General features: G+C 57.4%; 22 protein-coding genes. All 22 read right to left on the reverse strand.

All coding sequences use genetic code 11. The annotated features are described in order from the left end of the window. Positions 1 to 3: 3 nt before the first annotated feature. The 22 genes from rpsH to rpoC all read right to left on the reverse strand — a co-directional run bounded on the left by rpsH (position 4) and on the right by rpoC (position 16,672). Positions 4 to 402, reverse strand: a complete 399-nt coding sequence (rpsH, locus tag ACO6TI_RS22925; RefSeq protein WP_029061784.1) for a 30S ribosomal protein S8 — start codon at positions 400 to 402, stop codon at positions 4 to 6. A gap of 12 nt (positions 403 to 414) precedes the next feature. Continuing rightward, complete coding sequence (rpsN, locus tag ACO6TI_RS22930) at positions 415 to 720, reverse strand: 30S ribosomal protein S14 (RefSeq protein WP_055115929.1); 306 nt, start codon at positions 718 to 720, stop codon at positions 415 to 417. 21 nt (positions 721 to 741) lie between these two features. Then, complete coding sequence (gene rplE / locus ACO6TI_RS22935; protein WP_055115931.1) at positions 742 to 1,299, reverse strand: 50S ribosomal protein L5; 558 nt, start codon at positions 1,297 to 1,299, stop codon at positions 742 to 744. Beyond that, a complete protein-coding gene (gene rplX, locus ACO6TI_RS22940; protein WP_029061781.1) occupies positions 1,292 to 1,609 on the reverse strand; it encodes a 50S ribosomal protein L24 in 318 nt (105 codons plus the stop codon). The genes rplE and rplX overlap by 8 nt, the downstream gene beginning before the upstream one ends. Further along, positions 1,609 to 1,977: a 50S ribosomal protein L14 gene (gene rplN, locus ACO6TI_RS22945; protein WP_008191626.1), complete on the reverse strand. Its 369-nt coding sequence runs from the start codon at positions 1,975 to 1,977 to the stop codon at positions 1,609 to 1,611. The genes rplX and rplN overlap by 1 nt, the downstream gene beginning before the upstream one ends. 69 nt (positions 1,978 to 2,046) lie before the next feature. Beyond that, complete coding sequence (gene rpsQ / locus ACO6TI_RS22950) at positions 2,047 to 2,277, reverse strand: 30S ribosomal protein S17 (RefSeq protein WP_029061780.1); 231 nt, start codon at positions 2,275 to 2,277, stop codon at positions 2,047 to 2,049. Positions 2,278 to 2,287: 10 nt separating this feature from the next. Next, a complete protein-coding gene (gene rpmC, locus ACO6TI_RS22955) occupies positions 2,288 to 2,488 on the reverse strand; it encodes a 50S ribosomal protein L29 (protein WP_029061779.1) in 201 nt (66 codons plus the stop codon). Positions 2,489 to 2,508: 20 nt separating this feature from the next. Then, positions 2,509 to 2,922, reverse strand: a complete 414-nt coding sequence (gene rplP / locus ACO6TI_RS22960; protein ID WP_055115933.1) for a 50S ribosomal protein L16 — start codon at positions 2,920 to 2,922, stop codon at positions 2,509 to 2,511. A 47-nt stretch (positions 2,923 to 2,969) separates the two neighbouring features. Then, positions 2,970 to 3,698: a 30S ribosomal protein S3 gene (gene rpsC, locus ACO6TI_RS22965; RefSeq protein ID WP_055115934.1), complete on the reverse strand. Its 729-nt coding sequence runs from the start codon at positions 3,696 to 3,698 to the stop codon at positions 2,970 to 2,972. Next, entirely contained in the window at positions 3,698 to 4,078 is a 381-nt protein-coding gene (gene rplV / locus ACO6TI_RS22970) for a 50S ribosomal protein L22 (protein ID WP_035898396.1), read from the reverse strand. Before rplV ends, rpsC begins: the two co-directional genes overlap by 1 nt. 2 nt (positions 4,079 to 4,080) lie before the next feature. After that, positions 4,081 to 4,359: a 30S ribosomal protein S19 gene (gene rpsS, locus ACO6TI_RS22975; protein ID WP_029061775.1), complete on the reverse strand. Its 279-nt coding sequence runs from the start codon at positions 4,357 to 4,359 to the stop codon at positions 4,081 to 4,083. 12 nt (positions 4,360 to 4,371) lie between these two features. Further along, entirely contained in the window at positions 4,372 to 5,205 is an 834-nt protein-coding gene (gene rplB / locus ACO6TI_RS22980; RefSeq protein WP_055115936.1) for a 50S ribosomal protein L2, read from the reverse strand. 16 nt (positions 5,206 to 5,221) lie between these two features. Then, entirely contained in the window at positions 5,222 to 5,515 is a 294-nt protein-coding gene (locus tag ACO6TI_RS22985) for a 50S ribosomal protein L23 (protein WP_029061773.1), read from the reverse strand. Continuing rightward, on the reverse strand, positions 5,512 to 6,132 hold the full coding sequence (gene rplD / locus ACO6TI_RS22990) for a 50S ribosomal protein L4 (RefSeq protein ID WP_055115938.1): 621 nt from the start codon (positions 6,130 to 6,132) through the stop codon (positions 5,512 to 5,514). Before rplD ends, ACO6TI_RS22985 begins: the two co-directional genes overlap by 4 nt. After that, on the reverse strand, positions 6,132 to 6,842 hold the full coding sequence (gene rplC, locus ACO6TI_RS22995) for a 50S ribosomal protein L3 (RefSeq protein ID WP_055115940.1): 711 nt from the start codon (positions 6,840 to 6,842) through the stop codon (positions 6,132 to 6,134). The genes rplD and rplC overlap by 1 nt, the downstream gene beginning before the upstream one ends. 22 nt (positions 6,843 to 6,864) lie before the next feature. Further along, a complete protein-coding gene (gene rpsJ, locus ACO6TI_RS23000; RefSeq protein WP_006936455.1) occupies positions 6,865 to 7,173 on the reverse strand; it encodes a 30S ribosomal protein S10 in 309 nt (102 codons plus the stop codon). Positions 7,174 to 7,245: 72 nt separating this feature from the next. Further along, complete coding sequence (tuf, locus tag ACO6TI_RS23005) at positions 7,246 to 8,436, reverse strand: elongation factor Tu (protein ID WP_055115943.1); 1,191 nt, start codon at positions 8,434 to 8,436, stop codon at positions 7,246 to 7,248. Positions 8,437 to 8,483: 47 nt separating this feature from the next. Then, positions 8,484 to 10,559, reverse strand: coding sequence for an elongation factor G (fusA, locus tag ACO6TI_RS23010; protein ID WP_055115944.1), 2,076 nt, complete (start codon positions 10,557 to 10,559; stop codon positions 8,484 to 8,486). Between the two features lie 24 nt (positions 10,560 to 10,583). Further along, entirely contained in the window at positions 10,584 to 11,054 is a 471-nt protein-coding gene (gene rpsG, locus ACO6TI_RS23015) for a 30S ribosomal protein S7 (RefSeq protein ID WP_029060801.1), read from the reverse strand. A gap of 12 nt (positions 11,055 to 11,066) precedes the next feature. Next, entirely contained in the window at positions 11,067 to 11,438 is a 372-nt protein-coding gene (gene rpsL, locus ACO6TI_RS23020; protein ID WP_006936459.1) for a 30S ribosomal protein S12, read from the reverse strand. 659 nt (positions 11,439 to 12,097) lie between these two features. After that, a complete protein-coding gene (locus tag ACO6TI_RS23025) occupies positions 12,098 to 12,397 on the reverse strand; it encodes a hypothetical protein (protein WP_055115946.1) in 300 nt (99 codons plus the stop codon). A gap of 75 nt (positions 12,398 to 12,472) precedes the next feature. Beyond that, on the reverse strand, positions 12,473 to 16,672 hold the full coding sequence (gene rpoC, locus ACO6TI_RS23030) for a DNA-directed RNA polymerase subunit beta' (protein ID WP_055115948.1): 4,200 nt from the start codon (positions 16,670 to 16,672) through the stop codon (positions 12,473 to 12,475). Positions 16,673 to 16,753 lie beyond the last annotated feature (81 nt).

Below are 16,753 nucleotides of genomic sequence, written 5' to 3' on the forward strand. Positions count from 1 at the left end.
GCATCAGAAGACGCGGCAAAGCACCTCACCACCTACATTTTCATCCCGCGCCTGATGGTCGCTCATGACACCACGCGGAGTCGATATGATCGACACGCCCAGGCCATTGGAGACATGCGGGATGTTTCTCACCGACGAGTAAACGCGGCGCCCCGGCTTTGATACCCGCTCAATCGTGCGGATAACCGGTTCACCGTCGAAATACTTCAGTTCGATTTCCAACTCGGACTTACCGCCCTCGTAGTCAACCGTGGTGTAGCCACGGATGTAACCCTCTTTTGCAAGCACATCAAGTACGTGTGCACGCAATTTGGAATTTGGTGAATTGACCTTGTTCTTGCGACGCATCTGGGCGTTGCGAATCCGGGTCAACATATCCCCCAACGGATCAGTAATTGCCATCGGAGTTTCTCCTTACCAGCTCGACTTGACCAGGCCCGGGATCTTTCCCAGGGAGCCAAGTTCACGAAGCGCGATACGTGACATCTTCAACTTGCGGTAAAAACCGCGCGGGCGACCGGACACTTCGCAACGGTTGCGAACGCGGTTCGGTGCAGAGTTCCGTGGCAGTTTCGCCAGCTTCAGACGTGCGTTGTACCGCTCTTCCAGAGACAGGCTTTCATCTTTAGCCATCGCCTTGAGAGCAGAGCGCTTCTCAGCATATTTCTTGACAAGCTTCTCGCGGCGCTTGTTTTTCTCGATTGCGCTTTTCTTCGCCATCGTCGGTCCCTTCCTTGCCCGTTACTTCGTGAACGGGAAGTTGAACGCGCGCAGAAGCTCGCGTGCCTCGTCATCAGTCGGCGCCGTGGTGCAAACGATCACATCCATACCCCAGATCTGGTCGACCTTGTCGTACTCGATCTCCGGGAACACGATGTGCTCTTTGATACCCATGGCGTAGTTGCCACGACCGTCGAAGCTCTTAGGGTTCAGGCCACGGAAGTCACGAACACGCGGAAGCGCGATTGTGATCAGACGGTCCATGAATTCGTACATCTGCTGACTGCGCAAAGTCACCTTCGCACCAAGCGGCATGCCTTCACGAACCTTGAAGGTCGCGATGGATTTCTTGGCCTTGGTGATGACCGGCTTCTGGCCGGCAATCGCAGCCAGGTCTTCAGCAGCAATACGCGCTTTCTTGGAGTCTGCAACCGCCTCGCCAACACCGATGTTGAGGACGATCTTTTCCAGTTGCGGAACCTGCATGACGTTCTTGTACTGGAATTTCTCCAGAAGCTGCTCGCGCACGACGTCATTGTAATGCGTCTTCAGACGCGGCACATTAGTGGTCTCAGCCATCGATCAGGTCTCCCGAACGTCTGGCCACACGTACCTTGGTGCCATCGTCCTGCACTTTGAAACCGACACGCGTCGGCTTGCCGTCCTTAGGATCGGCCAGCGCGATATTGGACAGGTGGATCGGTGCCTCTTTGGACACGATACCAGCTTCCTGCGCCTGGGTCTGTTTCTGGTGGCGGCGGACCATGTTGATACCACGGACCAGGGCCTTGTTGTCGGACTTGATCATCTGAATGACCTCGCCGGACTTACCCTTGTCACGACCGGTCAGAACGACCACCGTGTCGCCTTTTTTAATTTTCGCAGCCATCAGAGCACCTCCGGCGCGAGCGATATGATCTTCATATGGTTCTTTGCGCGGAGTTCACGCGGCACCGGACCGAAGATACGGGTGCCGACCGGCTCCTTGTTGTTGTTGACCAGCACGGCCGCATTGCGGTCGAACCGGATCACGCTGCCATCGGGACGGCGGATATCCTTAGCCGTGCGCACGACGACAGCCTTCATCACGTCGCCCTTTTTGACGCGCCCCCGCGGAATAGCCTCTTTGACGGAAACAACGATGATGTCTCCGACCTGGGCGTATTTACGCTTGGAGCCGCCGAGCACTTTGATGCACATGACACGACGGGCGCCGGAATTGTCGGCGACGTCGAGGTTTGTTTGCATCTGAATCATGACTGGCTGCCTTGTTCTTCTAGTGGCGCTCGGGTCACGGGCGCCTGATGCTCACTGAATGGAGCGTGGTCACTGAGCGACCACAGTCCAACGTTTGTTTTTCGAGACCGGCGCACACTCTTCAATCTGAACAGAGTCGCCAACCTTGTACTGGTTGCTTTCGTCGTGTGCGCGGTACTTCTTCGTCCGGCGCACAGTCTTCTTCAGCAGCGGGTGGGTGAAGCGGCGCTCCACGTTAACCGTCACCGTCTTGTCATTCGCGTTGCTGACAACGGTGCCCTGCAGGATACGCTTCGGCATTGCCGTCTCCTTACGCGTTAGTCGACACGCGCTTTTCGCGCATGATCGTCTGGATACGCGCGATGTCCCGGCGGATCTGCCGGACTCGCGCTGTGTTTTCGAGCTGACCCGTTGCCTTCTGAAAGCGCAGATTGAACTGTTCTTTCTTCAGGACTTCAAGCTCACCACGGAGCTCGTCGGGGGTCTTGGCCCGTACATCGGTCGCCTTCATGGCTTAACTCCTCGCGTGCCTTACTCGCCGATACGCTGAACGAAACGGCACTTGATCGGCAGCTTGGCGGCGGCAAGACGCATGGCTTCACGCGCAATGTCTTCCGGCACACCGTCGATTTCAAACATGATCCGGCCAGGCTTGACACGGCAAGCCCAGTAATCCGGAGAACCTTTACCCTTACCCATGCGGACTTCGGCTGGCTTCGATGAAACCGGAACGTCCGGGAAGATACGGATCCAAACACGACCCGCACGCTTCATGTGACGGGTCATAGCACGACGGGCCGCTTCGATCTGACGTGCAGTCACACGCTCTGGCTCCAAAGCCTTCAGACCGAATGCGCCGAAGTTGAGGTCGGTGCCCCCCTTCGACAAGCCGTGGATGCGGCCCTTGTGCTGCTTGCGGAACTTTGTGCGCTTCGGTTGCAGCATCGTTCTTCTCTCGTCTTTCTTGTCTTACGAGCGGCTGGCAGCTTGACTTAAGCTGCGCGCTCGCGGCCCCGATCCCGGCGTCCGCCGCGATCACCGTGGTTACCTTCGGAAGCAGCCGTTGCGCGACGCTCGGACGCCATCGGGTCATGCTCCAGAATTTCACCCTTGAAGATCCAGACCTTCACACCGCACACACCGTAAGCCGTGTGGGCGCTCGCAACACCGTAATCGATGTCGGCACGCAGTGTGTGAAGCGGCACACGGCCTTCACGGTACCATTCGATACGCGCGATTTCCGCACCGCCGAGGCGTCCGCCGCAATTGATCCGGATGCCCTGGGCGCCAAGACGCATGGCGGACTGAACAGCCCGTTTCATGGCGCGGCGGAAAGCAACGCGGCGTTCCAGCTGCTGAGCGATCGAGGCGGCAACCAGTGTCGCGTCGATTTCCGGCTTGCGAACTTCAACGATGTTGAGGTGCACTTCCGAATTGGTGATATCGGCAATCTTCTTGCGAAGACGCTCGATGTCGGCACCTTTTTTACCGATGACCACACCCGGACGGCCGGAATGAATGGACACGCGGCACTTCTTGTGCGGGCGCTCGATCACAACCTTTGAAACCGCGGCCTGCTTCAATTCCTTCAGGAGGAATTCACGGATGCGGAAATCTTCATGAAGAAGGTCGCCGTATTCGTTCTTGTTCGCGTACCAGCGGGAATCCCAGGTGCGGTTAATCCCGAGGCGCATGCCGATCGGGTTTACTTTATGTCCCATCAGGCGGTCTCCTCAAGTTCACGCACGACGATGGTCAGGTTCGAGAAAGGCTTCTCGATCCGACCGACACGGCCGCGTGCACGGGCCTGGAACCGCTTGATGACAAAAGCTTTGCCAACATGAGCTTCGGCAACCACCAGGTTGTCGATATCCAGGTCATGATTGTTTTCCGCATTCGCAACGGCTGACATCAGTGTTTTCTTGACATCCTGCGCGATGCGCTTGCGGGAGAACGTCAGGTCCGCAATGGCGGAACCGACTTTTTTGCCGCGGATCGCAGCCGCAACGAGGTTCAGCTTGCGAGGAGAAACACGCAGCATACGGGTCATTGCCCTTGCCTCGTTGTCAGCGAGCGTCCGCTCACGCTTCGGCTTGCCCATCGTTACTTCCTCTTCGCCTTCTTGTCGGCGCCATGACCGTAATAGGTCCGGCTCGGTGAAAACTCACCGAACTTGTGACCGATCATTTCTTCAGACACCAGCACCGGAACGTGCTTTTGACCGTTGTAGACGCCGAAGGTCAAACCGACGAACTGCGGCAGGATCGTTGAGCGGCGGCTCCAGGTCTTGATGACCTCGTTCCGGCCGGACTCACGTACCTTGTCCGCTTTGTTCAGCAGATACCCGTCGACAAACGGACCTTTCCAGATCGAACGTGCCACGATCCTTGCCCTTTACTTCTTGCGCGCGTGGCGGCTGCGGACGATATACTTATCAGTCTGCTTATTGCGCCGCGTACGCTTACCTTTGGTCGGTTTACCCCAAGGAGTAACCGGATGACGACCGCCAGAGGTCCTGCCCTCACCACCACCATGTGGGTGATCGATCGGGTTCATGGCAACGCCGCGAGTATGCGGACGAATGCCAAGCCAGCGGGAACGGCCTGCCTTGCCGAGATTTATGTTGCCGTGGTCCGGGTTGGACACGGCACCAATGGAAGCCATGCATGTGCCAAGCACACGGCGCTGCTCACCAGACATGAGACGCAGCGTGGTGTAGCCCTGGTCACGGCCTACGATTTGAACGAATGCACCGGCAGACCGAGCGATCTGGGCGCCTTTGCCCGGCTTCAGCTCAATGTTGTGCACGATCGTTCCAACCGGAATGCGCGACAGCGGCGCTGCGTTGCCCGGCTTCACGTCGACGTTTTCACCGGCGACAACTGTGTCACCGACAGCCAGGCGCTGAGGCGCCAGGATGTAGCTCAGTTCGCCGTCTTCGTAACGGATGAGAGCGATGAATGCGGTCCTGTTCGGATCGTACTCGAGGCGCTCGACCGTTGCCGGCACGTCCCACTTGCGCCGCTTGAAGTCGACAAGACGGTAAGACCGCTTGTGACCGCCACCGCGGTTTGGAGACGTCAGACGACCGGTGTTGTTACGACCGCCCTTCTTGGACAGACCCTCGGTCAGAGTTTTGACCGGCTTGCCCTTATGCAGGCCAGAGCGGTCAACCTGAACAAGCTGACGGCGACCTGGGGACGTCGGATTGAATGTCTTTAGTGCCATTTTCTAAGTCCCCGCCTCAGAGCCCGGTGGTCACGTCGATGCCGTGACCTTCCTGCAGCGTAACGACGGCCTTCTTGAAGTCGGACTGGCGGCCAAGACGTCCGCGGAAGCGCTTCACCTTGCCCTTGCGGACCAGGGTATTCACTGCCGTGACCTTGACGCCGAACAGTGCTTCGACAGCGGCCTTGATTTCCGGCTTTGTTGCGTCATTGGCAACCTTGAAGACAACCTTGTTCTCTTCGGAAGCCATCGTCGACTTTTCGGTGATTACCGGGCCAACGATTTTGTCATAGTGAGGAAGTTTGCTCATTTGAAGCGCTCCTCAAGTGCAGACACCGCAGCCTTGGTCAACACCAGGGTGTTGGCCCGCAGGATGTCGTAAACATTGATACCCTGCACTGGCAGCACATCCACATGCGGAATGTTGCGGGACGCCAGTGCGAAGTTGTTGTCGATGTCGGCACCGTCAATCACAAGAGCGCTGGTCAGGCCGAGCTTTTCGAGCTGGGACTTCAGAGCCTTGGTCTTTGCTTCGGCTGCCTTCGCGTCTTCGACCACAACGATGCTGTCAGCTCGCGCCTTCGCGGACAAAGCATGCTTCAGACCGAGGGAGCGAACCTTCTTCGGCAGATCATGGCTATGATCACGAACGCTCGGACCGAACGCCTTGCCACCACCGCGGAACTGCGGGGCTTTCTTGTTACCGTGACGTGCGCCGCCGGAACCCTTCTGGCGGACGAACTTCTTCGTCGAACCGGAGATATCCGCGCGTTGCAGCGTATTGTGGGTACCCGCCTGGCGCTTGGCCAACTGCCAGCGCACCACTCGGTGGATCAAATCGGTGCGCGGCTCGAGACCAAAGATCTCGTCAGACACCGTGATCGAACCGGCCGCCCCACCTTCGAGGGTCTTGACCTGGAGTTCCATCACTCACTCTCCTTCCCGGCAACCTCAGCCGCTTCGGATGCCTTGAATGCACCCGGAACCGGAACGTTTTCCGGCAGCGCCTTTTTGATCGCGTCGCGAACCAGGATCCAGCCGCCTTTGGCACCCGGAACCGAACCTTCGACCATGATCAGGCCACGCTCAACATCAGTGCGCACAACCTTCAGGTTCTGCGTGGTCACGCGGGCATCGCCCATATGACCGGCCATTTTCTTGCCCTTGAACACGCGGCCCGGGTCCTGACACTGACCCGTGGAACCGTGTGAGCGGTGCGAGATTGAGTTACCGTGGGATGCACGGCCACCACCGAAGTTGTGGCGTTTCATCGCACCGGCGAATCCCTTGCCGATGGACGTCCCGGTCACATCCACGAACTGGCCTTCGACGTAGTGATCCGCGGTCATTTCCGCGCCAACGTCAATCAAGTTGTCCGCTGTTACGCGGAACTCGGCAACCGTCCGCTTAGGCTCGACCTTTGCAACAGCAAAATGACCGCGCAGCGCCTTGGGCGTATTCTTTACTTTACGGGTACCCGCGCCGAGCTGCAGCGCAGTGTAACCATTCTTTTCGTCAGTCCGGTGGGCTACCACCTGGCAGTTTTCCAGCCGCAAAACCGTGACTGGAACATGCTCGCCCGCATCGTTGTAGATGCGGGTCATGCCCACTTTCTGAGCGATCACTCCAGAACGCATGATGTGTCCCCTTGACCCCGCCTTAGAGCTTGATCTCGACGTCAACACCAGCGGCCAGGTCGAGCTTCATCAGCGCGTCCACCGTCTGGGGCGTCGGATCCACGATGTCGAGAAGACGCTTGTGCGTACGCATCTCGAACTGATCGCGGCTTTTCTTATCGATATGCGGTCCGCGAAGTACCGTGTACTTCTCGATCCGCGTCGGCAGCGGCACGGGACCCCGCACCTGAGCACCGGTCCGCTTGGCCGTATTGACGATCTCCTTGGTGGAGGCGTCGAGAATACGGTGGTCAAACGCCTTCAGGCGGATCCGGATATTCTGACCGTTCATTGTTATTGTTCCCAATAAGACTGCGGGCCTGCCCGCGCTACGTTTTGTTACACCGGCAGGCCCGGCTGTCGATTATTCGATGATGGATGCGACGACGCCTGCGCCGACGGTACGGCCACCTTCGCGGATCGCGAAGCGCAGGCCTTCTTCCATGGCGATCGGCACGATCAGTTCAACGTCAACGGAGACGTTGTCGCCAGGCATCACCATTTCCGTGCCTTCCGGCAAGGACACCACACCCGTCACATCCGTCGTACGGAAGTAGAACTGCGGGCGGTAGTTGGTGAAGAACGGCGTATGACGGCCACCTTCTTCCTTGGTGAGGATGTAAGCCTCGGCCTTGAACTTCGTGTGCGGGGTAACGGAACCCGGCTTGCAAAGAACCTGGCCGCGCTCAACTTCCTCGCGGCCAACGCCGCGGATCAGCGCACCGATGTTGTCGCCGGCTTCGCCGCTGTCCAGCAGCTTGCGGAACATTTCAACGCCGGTAACCGTCGTCTTGGTGGTGTCCTTGATGCCGACGATCTCGACTTCTTCACCCACCTTGACGATACCGCGCTCAACACGACCGGTCACAACAGTACCGCGGCCGGAGATCGAGAACACGTCTTCGATCGGCATCAGGAACGGCAGATCCTTCGGACGATCGGGCGTCGGGATGTACTCGTCGACCTGCGCCATCAGCTCGCGGATCGCGTCACGGCCGATCGCCGCATCGCGGTTCTCGACAGCTGCAAGCGCTGAACCCTTGACGATCGGAATGTCGTCGCCCGGGTACTCGTAGGAAGCCAGCAATTCGCGGATTTCCATCTCGACAAGCTCAAGAAGCTCTTCATCGTCGACCTGGTCGACCTTGTTCATGAAAACAACAAGAGCCGGAACGCCAACCTGACGGGCAAGCAGGATGTGCTCGCGCGTCTGCGGCATCGGGCCGTCTGCTGAAGACACGACCAGGATCGCGCCGTCCATCTGCGCGGCACCCGTGATCATGTTCTTCACGTAGTCGGCATGGCCCGGGCAGTCAACGTGAGCGTAGTGACGGTTTTCCGTCTCATACTCAACGTGGGCCGTGGAGATCGTGATACCGCGTGCCTTTTCTTCAGGCGCGCCGTCAATCTCGTCATAGGCTTTTGCTTCGGCGCCGCCAGTTTCGGCAAGCGTCATCGTGATTGCAGCAGTCAGCGTCGTCTTGCCATGGTCAACGTGGCCAATCGTGCCAATGTTAACGTGCGGCTTGTTGCGCTCAAATTTTTCCTTCGCCATCGGATTACTCCGTTTCTCTATTTCTTCTTGACGTTAAGAGGTCAGGTTCAGGCGTATTTCGCCTGAACCTCTTCGGCGACAGCCTGCGGCACCTGCTCGTAGTGATCGAACACCATCGAGTACTGTGCGCGGCCTTGAGACATGGAACGCAGATTGTTCACGTAACCAAACATGTTGGCCAACGGAACCATTGCGGTGATGACTGTCACGATGCCCCGGTTCTCCGTACCCGCGATCTGGCCGCGGCGGGAGTTCAGGTCACCAATCACGTCACCCATGTAGTCTTCCGGGGTGACAACCTCGACTTTCATGATCGGCTCGAGCAATTTCGGGCCAGCCTTCTGAATGGCTTCGCGGAAGCCGGCACGACCGGCAATCTCGAAGGCCAGAACAGAAGAGTCGACATCGTGGTATGCACCGTCGGTCAAAGTTGCCTTGATGTCGAGCATCGGGAAACCAGCCAGCGGTCCAGAGGACATGACGCTCTCGATACCTTTGGTAACGCCCGGAATGTATTCTTTCGGAACATTACCGCCGACAACCTTGCTGTCGAAGACATAACCTTCGTTCGGCTCTGCCGGCTCGATGGTGAGTTTGATACGAGCAAACTGACCGGAACCACCGGACTGCTTCTTGTGGGTGTAGTCCACATCGGCAACCTTGGTGATTGTTTCGCGATATGCAACCTGAGGTGCACCGATATTCGCTTCGACCTTGAATTCACGCTTCATGCGGTCGACGATGATATCAAGGTGCAACTCACCCATTCCGGCGATGATGGTCTGACCGGATTCCTCGTCCGTCTTCACGCGGAAGGATGGATCCTCGGCTGCCAGGCGGTTCAGGGCAAGGCCCATCTTTTCCTGGTCACCCTTGGTTTTCGGCTCGACCGCGATCTCGATGACCGGCTCGGGGAATTCCATGCGCTCCAGGATCACCGGCTTAAGCGGATCACACAGCGTGTCGCCTGTCGTCGTGTCCTTCAGACCTGCAATAGCAACGATGTCGCCTGCATATGCAACATCAATGTCCTCGCGGGAGTTGGAGTGCATCTGCATCATGCGACCAACGCGTTCACGCTTGTCTTTCACCGTGTTGAGAAGGGACGTACCCTTGTTCAGAACACCGGAATAGATGCGGCAGAACGTCAGCGAGCCGACGAACGGGTCGTTTGCAATCTTGAATGCCAGCAGGCCAAGCGGCTCTTCGTCCGAAGACTTCCGCTCGACTTCAGCTTCGGTCTTCGGGTCAATGCCCTTGATCGCCGGCACTTCGACCGGGTTCGGCAGGAAGTCGACAACTGCGTCCAGCAGTGGCTGCACACCTTTGTTCTTGAATGCGGAACCACAGAAGATCGGAACGAATTCGCCGCTGATGGTACCCTTGCGGATCAGCTCTTTCAGCTTTTCCATGGTCGGCTCTTCACCTTCCAGGTAAGCTTCCATTGCCTCTTCGTCAACTTCGACGGCAGTCTCGATCATAGCGTCGCGCAGTTCTTGCGCACGATCGGCAAGATCGGCAGGAATGTCGACTTCATCCCAGGCAGCACCAAGATTTTCAGCCTGCCAGATCAGAGCCTTCATTTTAAGAAGGTCGACACAGCCGGCAAATTCGCTCTCGGCGCCAACCGGCAGCTGCATGACCAGCGGAGTCGCGCCAAGGCGTTCCTTGATCATGGTGACACAGCGATCGAAATCGGCGCCCAGCTTGTCCATCTTGTTGACGAAGATCATCCGCGGGACGTTGTACTTGTCGGCCTGACGCCAGACAGTTTCGGTCTGCGGCTCGACACCGGCGTTAGCGTCCAGAAGAGCAACGGCGCCGTCGAGAACACGGAGCGAACGCTCGACTTCAATGGTGAAGTCAACGTGGCCCGGGGTGTCGATGATGTTCAGCCGCTTGTCGTTCCAGAAAGCGGTGGTTGCAGCAGAGGTGATCGTGATACCACGCTCCTGCTCCTGCTCCATCCAGTCCATGGTGGCGGCACCATCATGAACTTCGCCGATCTTGTGGCTCTTGCCAGTGTAGTAGAGGATCCGCTCGGTCGTAGTGGTCTTGCCAGCATCGATGTGAGCCATGATGCCGAAGTTACGGTAGTCCTCGATATTATGCGTGCGCGACATAGCGTCAGCCCTTCGAAGTAACTTTTACCAGCGGTAGTGCGAGAACGCGCGGTTGGCGTCTGCCATCCGGTGCGTATCTTCACGCTTCTTAACTGCGGTACCACGGTTGTTTGCTGCATCGAGCAGCTCGCCAGACAGGCGGTCAACCATTGTGGTTTCGTTGCGGTTGCGCGCGGCGGTAATCAACCAGCGAATCGCAAGAGCCTGACGGCGCTCGTTGCGGACCTCGACCGGGACCTGGTAGGTCGCACCACCAACACGGCGGGAGCGGACTTCCACTTGCGGCATGACATTTTCAAGAGCCGCATGGAAAACCTCGATCGGGTTCTCGCGGGTCTTGTTCTCGACCACGTCGAAAGCACCGTAAACGATGCGCTCGGCGGTGGATTTCTTGCCGTCATACATGATGGAGTTCATGAATTTGGTGACGACCATATCCCCGAATTTCGGATCCGGGTTGATTTCGCGTTTTTCTGCGCGGTGACGACGGGACATCTAATGTGCTCCTTACTTCGGCCGCTTGGCGCCGTATTTCGAACGGCGCTGCTTACGATCCTTGACGCCCTGGGTATCGAGCACACCACGGATGATGTGGTAGCGAACACCCGGCAAATCCTTCACGCGGCCGCCACGGATCATCACCACCGAGTGTTCCTGAAGGTTGTGACCTTCACCCGGGATGTAGCCGATGACTTCGAAGCCGTTGGTCAGGCGGATCTTGGCCACCTTACGCAGAGCCGAGTTCGGCTTCTTCGGCGTCGTCGTGTAAACGCGGGTGCAAACACCACGCTTCTGAGGGCAGGCCTCCATGGCCGGCACCTTGTTCCGCTTCGGCGGATCTTTCCGCGGCTTGCGGATCAACTGGTTGATGGTCGGCATTCTTTGCCCTTTACCTTGTCCATCCAAAAATTCGTATGCAACTGCAGTCCCTCGCCGATCTTGCAAGCCAACAAACATGCAAAATCGCGCCCGCACGCTCTGAGAGCGGCCGGCGCTGCGAAAAACCAGAGGACCACGAGTAAACCCGCGGTCATGCAATCGACGCGTATTCGCCTATCTATACCCGGCAGCGTTTAAAAGGATTGGGTCCTGCGCCTTGGATCAGCGCTGGACGGTTCACTCTTACCGCCTGCCCTTGGGATGCGCGGAACCTACTCATATGCACCCCATGCGTCAAGTGCTTTGTCGAAAAAACCATGATTGCATTGACGATCATCCATCAGTTCAAATTATTGCAATGAATTCAATGGCCTGACATAACTTTGCGCACTATTTGAAGTGGATTCGCGTAATTTTATTTCGTAGCCGAATTCTGCGAGCGATCAAAGCAAGGAATCGTTCGGGTATTCCTTGTTAAATGTCTGTAAGATTCACAGGTGAAACCGGCTATAGGTCAATGCCGACTCACCACAGGTCCCGGCCAACGTCGACGATCGGTCTCGCGCCTCACATTTCCGGCTCGAATATGCTGCTTCGGACGCCTCGCGGAACACGTGCCGCACAACAGCCCGGGAGTGCGTCATCCGTAACGAACCCGGTCAGCCTTCACCGGAAAAAGTCACGATTGCCACATTGCCCGCGAGCGCATCCTGGTAGGCCCCTTCGTAAAGCGGATCGTCGGGTTCCCCGTCCATGACCCCGATCTGGTCAAGCTCGGCTTCGGCAAAACCCTGGCCCTGCAGGGCTTCAAGGGTTCTGCGAACCGCATCATCATCGTCCGGCGCTCTCAGAAGTGCATGAATCGTCACGGCATCATCCGGCAGCGCTTCTTCGTTTTCCCAGACCCGGCCGATGACGATATAGACCACCGGTTCCATTTCGACTTCGTTGTCGTTCATCATATTGCTCTCAACTCTGGTCCATACAGAAAGGCCGCCCGGAGGCGGCCTTTCGATCAGTTTTGCCAGTGCCGATTACTCGGCTGCACCCGTCATATCTTCCAGCAGGCCTTCAGCCGCGCTTTCTGAAGATTGCTGGCGCTGCGCTTCCTGGATCAGGTCATCGCGATGCGAGGCAATCTTGCGGATACGTTTCATGACCCCGCCGGTACCGGCCGGAATCAAACGGCCGACAATGACGTTTTCCTTCAGGCCGACAAGCGGATCGGTCTTGCCGTTGACCGCTGCATCGGTAAGGACACGGGTCGTTTCCTGGAACGACGCTGCAGAGAAGAACGACCGCGTCTGCAGAGATGCCTTGGTAATACCCAGCAGAACGGGAACACCTTTCGCGGGATCCCGGGCATTGTCGATGGCCTTCTCGTTCGCTTCCTCGAAGTCGATCTTGTCGATCTGTTCGCCCGAAAAGAACTCGGTATCGCCCGGATCGGTGATTTCGACTTTCTGCAGCATCTGGCGGACAATCACTTCGATGTGCTTGTCGTTGATGGTCACACCCTGCAGACGATAGACTTCCTGGATCTCATTGACGAGATAGGCAGCAAGTGCCTCCACGCCCTTGACAGCCAGAATGTCATGCGGTGCCGGGTTGCCGTCGAGAATGTACTCACCTTTTTCAATGGCATCGCCTTCCTGAAGGTGGAAGTGCTTGCCTTTCGGGATGAGATATTCGACGGGTTCCGCGCCATCCTCTGCCGGATCGATGATGATGCGACGCTTGTTCTTGTAGTCGCGGCCGAAACGGATCGTACCATCGATTTCAGCGATGATAGCATGATCCTTCGGACGGCGAGCTTCGAACAGTTCCGCAACTCGCGGCAGACCACCGGTGATGTCCTTGGTCTTGGCACTCTCCAGGGGAATACGCGCCAGGACGTCACCAGCTTTGACTGTGGAGCCAGGCTGAACGGACAGGATCGCATCCACGGACAGTATCAAGCGAGCATCGGATCCGCGCGAGTTTTTCGAAATCGTACCCTTGTCGTCCTTGATGACGATGGCAGGCTTGAGATCCGCACCACGCTGCGACGACCGCCAGTCGATGACGATACGCTTGGTGATACCGGTCGCCTCATCGGCAGTTTCCTGAACAGAAGCTCCGTCAACCAGATCTTCGAAGTCAACCACGCCGTCAACTTCCGCAAGCATCGGACGGGTGTAGGGATCCCATTCGGCAATCCGCTGACCGCGCTTGACCGCGTCACCTTCGTCGACATGCAGCTTGGAACCGTATGCGACACGGTGAACTGCACGCTCGTTTCCGTCGCTGTCGATAACAACGATGGACATGTTGCGTACCATGGCAATGAGGTTGCCGTCGGAGTCGCGTTGCACCGACCGGTTCCGGATCTTGACCGTTCCGTCAACATTGGACTCGATGAAGGAGCTGTCGACGACCTGCGCCGTTCCGCCGATATGGAACGTACGCATGGTCAGCTGGGTGCCCGGTTCACCGATGGACTGCGCCGCGATGACGCCGACAGCTTCACCGAGGTTGACCGGCGTGCCACGTGCGAGGTCACGACCATAACAGGTTGCACAGACGCCGGTTTCTGTTTCACAGGTGAGAACCGAACGGATCTTGATCTGCTGGACCTTGGCTCCTTCGATCGCCTCGACATCCTTCTCGTCGATGAGCGTACCCCTGGGCACGATCACTTCGCCGGTCAGGTGGTTGACGACGTCCTCTGCCGTCGTACGGCCGAGAACGCGCATGCCGAGAGAGGCAATGACATTACCGGCATCGACGATCGGTGCAACGGTGATGCCGCGTTCAGAGCCACAATCCGGCTCCAGGATAATTGAATCCTGAGCAACGTCCACAAGACGACGAGTGAGATAACCCGAGTTCGCCGTTTTCAAGGCAGTGTCGGCCAGACCCTTGCGGGCACCGTGGGTGGAGTTGAAGTACTCCAGAACCGACAGGCCTTCCTTGAAGTTCGAGATAATCGGGTTTTCGATGATCGAACCGTCCGGCTTGGCCATCAGGCCGCGCATGCCGGCGAGCTGCTTCATCTGCTGTGGCGAACCACGCGCACCGGAGTGAGACATCATGTAGACCGAGTTCATCGGCTTTTGACGTCCTGTCTCGTCGTCGATCTGAACCGCCTTGATGCGCGCCATCATTTCATCAGCGATCTTGTCGGTGCATTTCGCCCAGGCATCGACAACCTTGTTGTACTTTTCGCCCTGGGTGATCAGACCGTCATTGTATTGCTGCTCGTATTCAGTCGCGAGCGACGAGGTTTCGGCAACCAGGTTCTGTTTGGTATCAGGAATGACCATGTCGTCCATACCAAACGAAATGCCGGCATTACAGGCATTCTTGAAGCCGAGTTCCATGATCCGGTCGCAGAAAATAACCGTCTCCTTCTGACCGCAGGCACGGTAGACCGTGTCGATCATCTTGGAGATTTCCTTCTTGGTCATCAGCCTGTTGCAAGCTTCGAACGGGACTTCGAAGTGCTTGGGCAATAACTCGGCGATCAACATCCGACCAGGTGTCGTCTCGATGATCTCGGAAGTCGGGTTCCCGTCCGCATCAATGGACTTGTAACGACCCTTGATCTTGGTGTGCAGCGTGATGACCTTGTTGGCCAGCGCGTGATGGATTTCACCGATATCACCAAAGGCCATGCCTTCGCCCGGTTCTCCCTCTGCCATGATGGAGAGGTAGTAAAGACCGAGAACAATATCCTGCGACGGAACAATGATCGGACCACCGTTGGCCGGGTGCAGAATGTTGTTGGTGGACATCATCAGCGTACGCGCTTCAAGCTGGGCTTCCAGCGAAAGCGGCACGTGAACAGCCATCTGGTCACCGTCAAAGTCTGCATTGAACGCCGAACAGACGAGCGGATGCAGCTGGATGGCCTTGCCTTCGATCAGGGTCGGTTCGAACGCCTGGATACCGAGACGGTGAAGCGTCGGCGCACGGTTCAAAAGAACCGGGTGCTCGCGGATCACCTCGTCGAGAATATCCCAGACTTCCGGACGTTCCTTCTCCACAAGCTTCTTCGCCTGCTTGACAGTCGAAGAGAAACCCTTGGCGTCGAGGCGCGAATAGATGAAGGGCTTGAACAGTTCAAGCGCCATCTTCTTCGGCAGCCCGCACTGATGAAGTTTCAGCTCCGGGCCAACCGTGATCACCGAACGGCCGGAATAGTCGACGCGTTTGCCGAGAAGGTTCTGCCGGAAACGGCCCTGCTTGCCTTTCAGCATGTCGGACAACGACTTCAACGGACGCTTGTTGGCACCGGTGATGACGCGGCCGCGGCGACCGTTGTCGAACAGCGCGTCCACAGATTCCTGAAGCATACGCTTCTCGTTCCGGATAATGATGTCCGGAGCGCGCAATTCCATCAGGCGGCGCAAACGGTTGTTCCGGTTGATCACGCGACGGTAGAGATCGTTGAGGTCGGACGTTGCGAAACGTCCGCCGTCGAGCGGCACCAGCGGACGCAGATCCGGTGGAATGACCGGGACAACCGTCATGATCATCCATTCCGGACGATTGCCGGATTCCATGAATGCCTCGATGACCTTCAAGCGCTTTGCCAGTTTTTTCGGCTTCAGCTCAGTGGTTGCTTCGGCGATTTCCTGGCGTAGCTTTTCGCTTTCGCGCTCGAGATCCATGCTCATCAGGATTTCGCGGATCGCTTCGGCACCGATCATCGCCGTGAAGGCGTCTTCACCGTAGTCGTCCTGAGCGGCGACATAGTCTTCTTCGGAAAGAAGCTGATGCTGCTTGAGCGGGGTCAGACCCGGCTCGAGAACCACATAGTTCTCGAAATAAAGAACGCGTTCCAGATCCTTCAGTGTCATGTCAAGCAACAGACCGATGCGGCTCGGCAAGGACTTCAGGAACCAGATATGCGCAACCGGAGCGGCCAGTTCAATGTGGCCCATACGCTCACGGCGAACCCTGGACAAGGTGACTTCAACGCCACACTTCTCGCAGATAACGCCTTTGTATTTCATGCGCTTGTACTTGCCGCAAAGGCACTCATAGTCCTTGATCGGGCCGAAGATACGTGCGCAGAACAGGCCGTCGCGTTCAGGCTTGAACGTACGGTAGTTGATGGTCTCCGGCTTTTTGATTTCGCCGAAAGACCAGGACAAGATCTTTTCCGGGCTCGCAAGCGAAATCCGGATATTGTCGAAGGTCTGTGCGGGAGCCTGTTGATTAAACAGGTTCATGACCTCATGATTCATGATCCATCTCCTTCGATGCGCGGCCGGAGAGCGGGTCCAAACACCCCTCTCCGTGACCGGCATGCCAAGTCATATTGCGTC

Origin of the sequence: Roseibium album, assembly GCF_965233825.1 — a bacterium.
In the GTDB taxonomy this organism is placed as follows: Bacteria; Pseudomonadota; Alphaproteobacteria; order Rhizobiales; family Stappiaceae; genus Roseibium; species Roseibium album.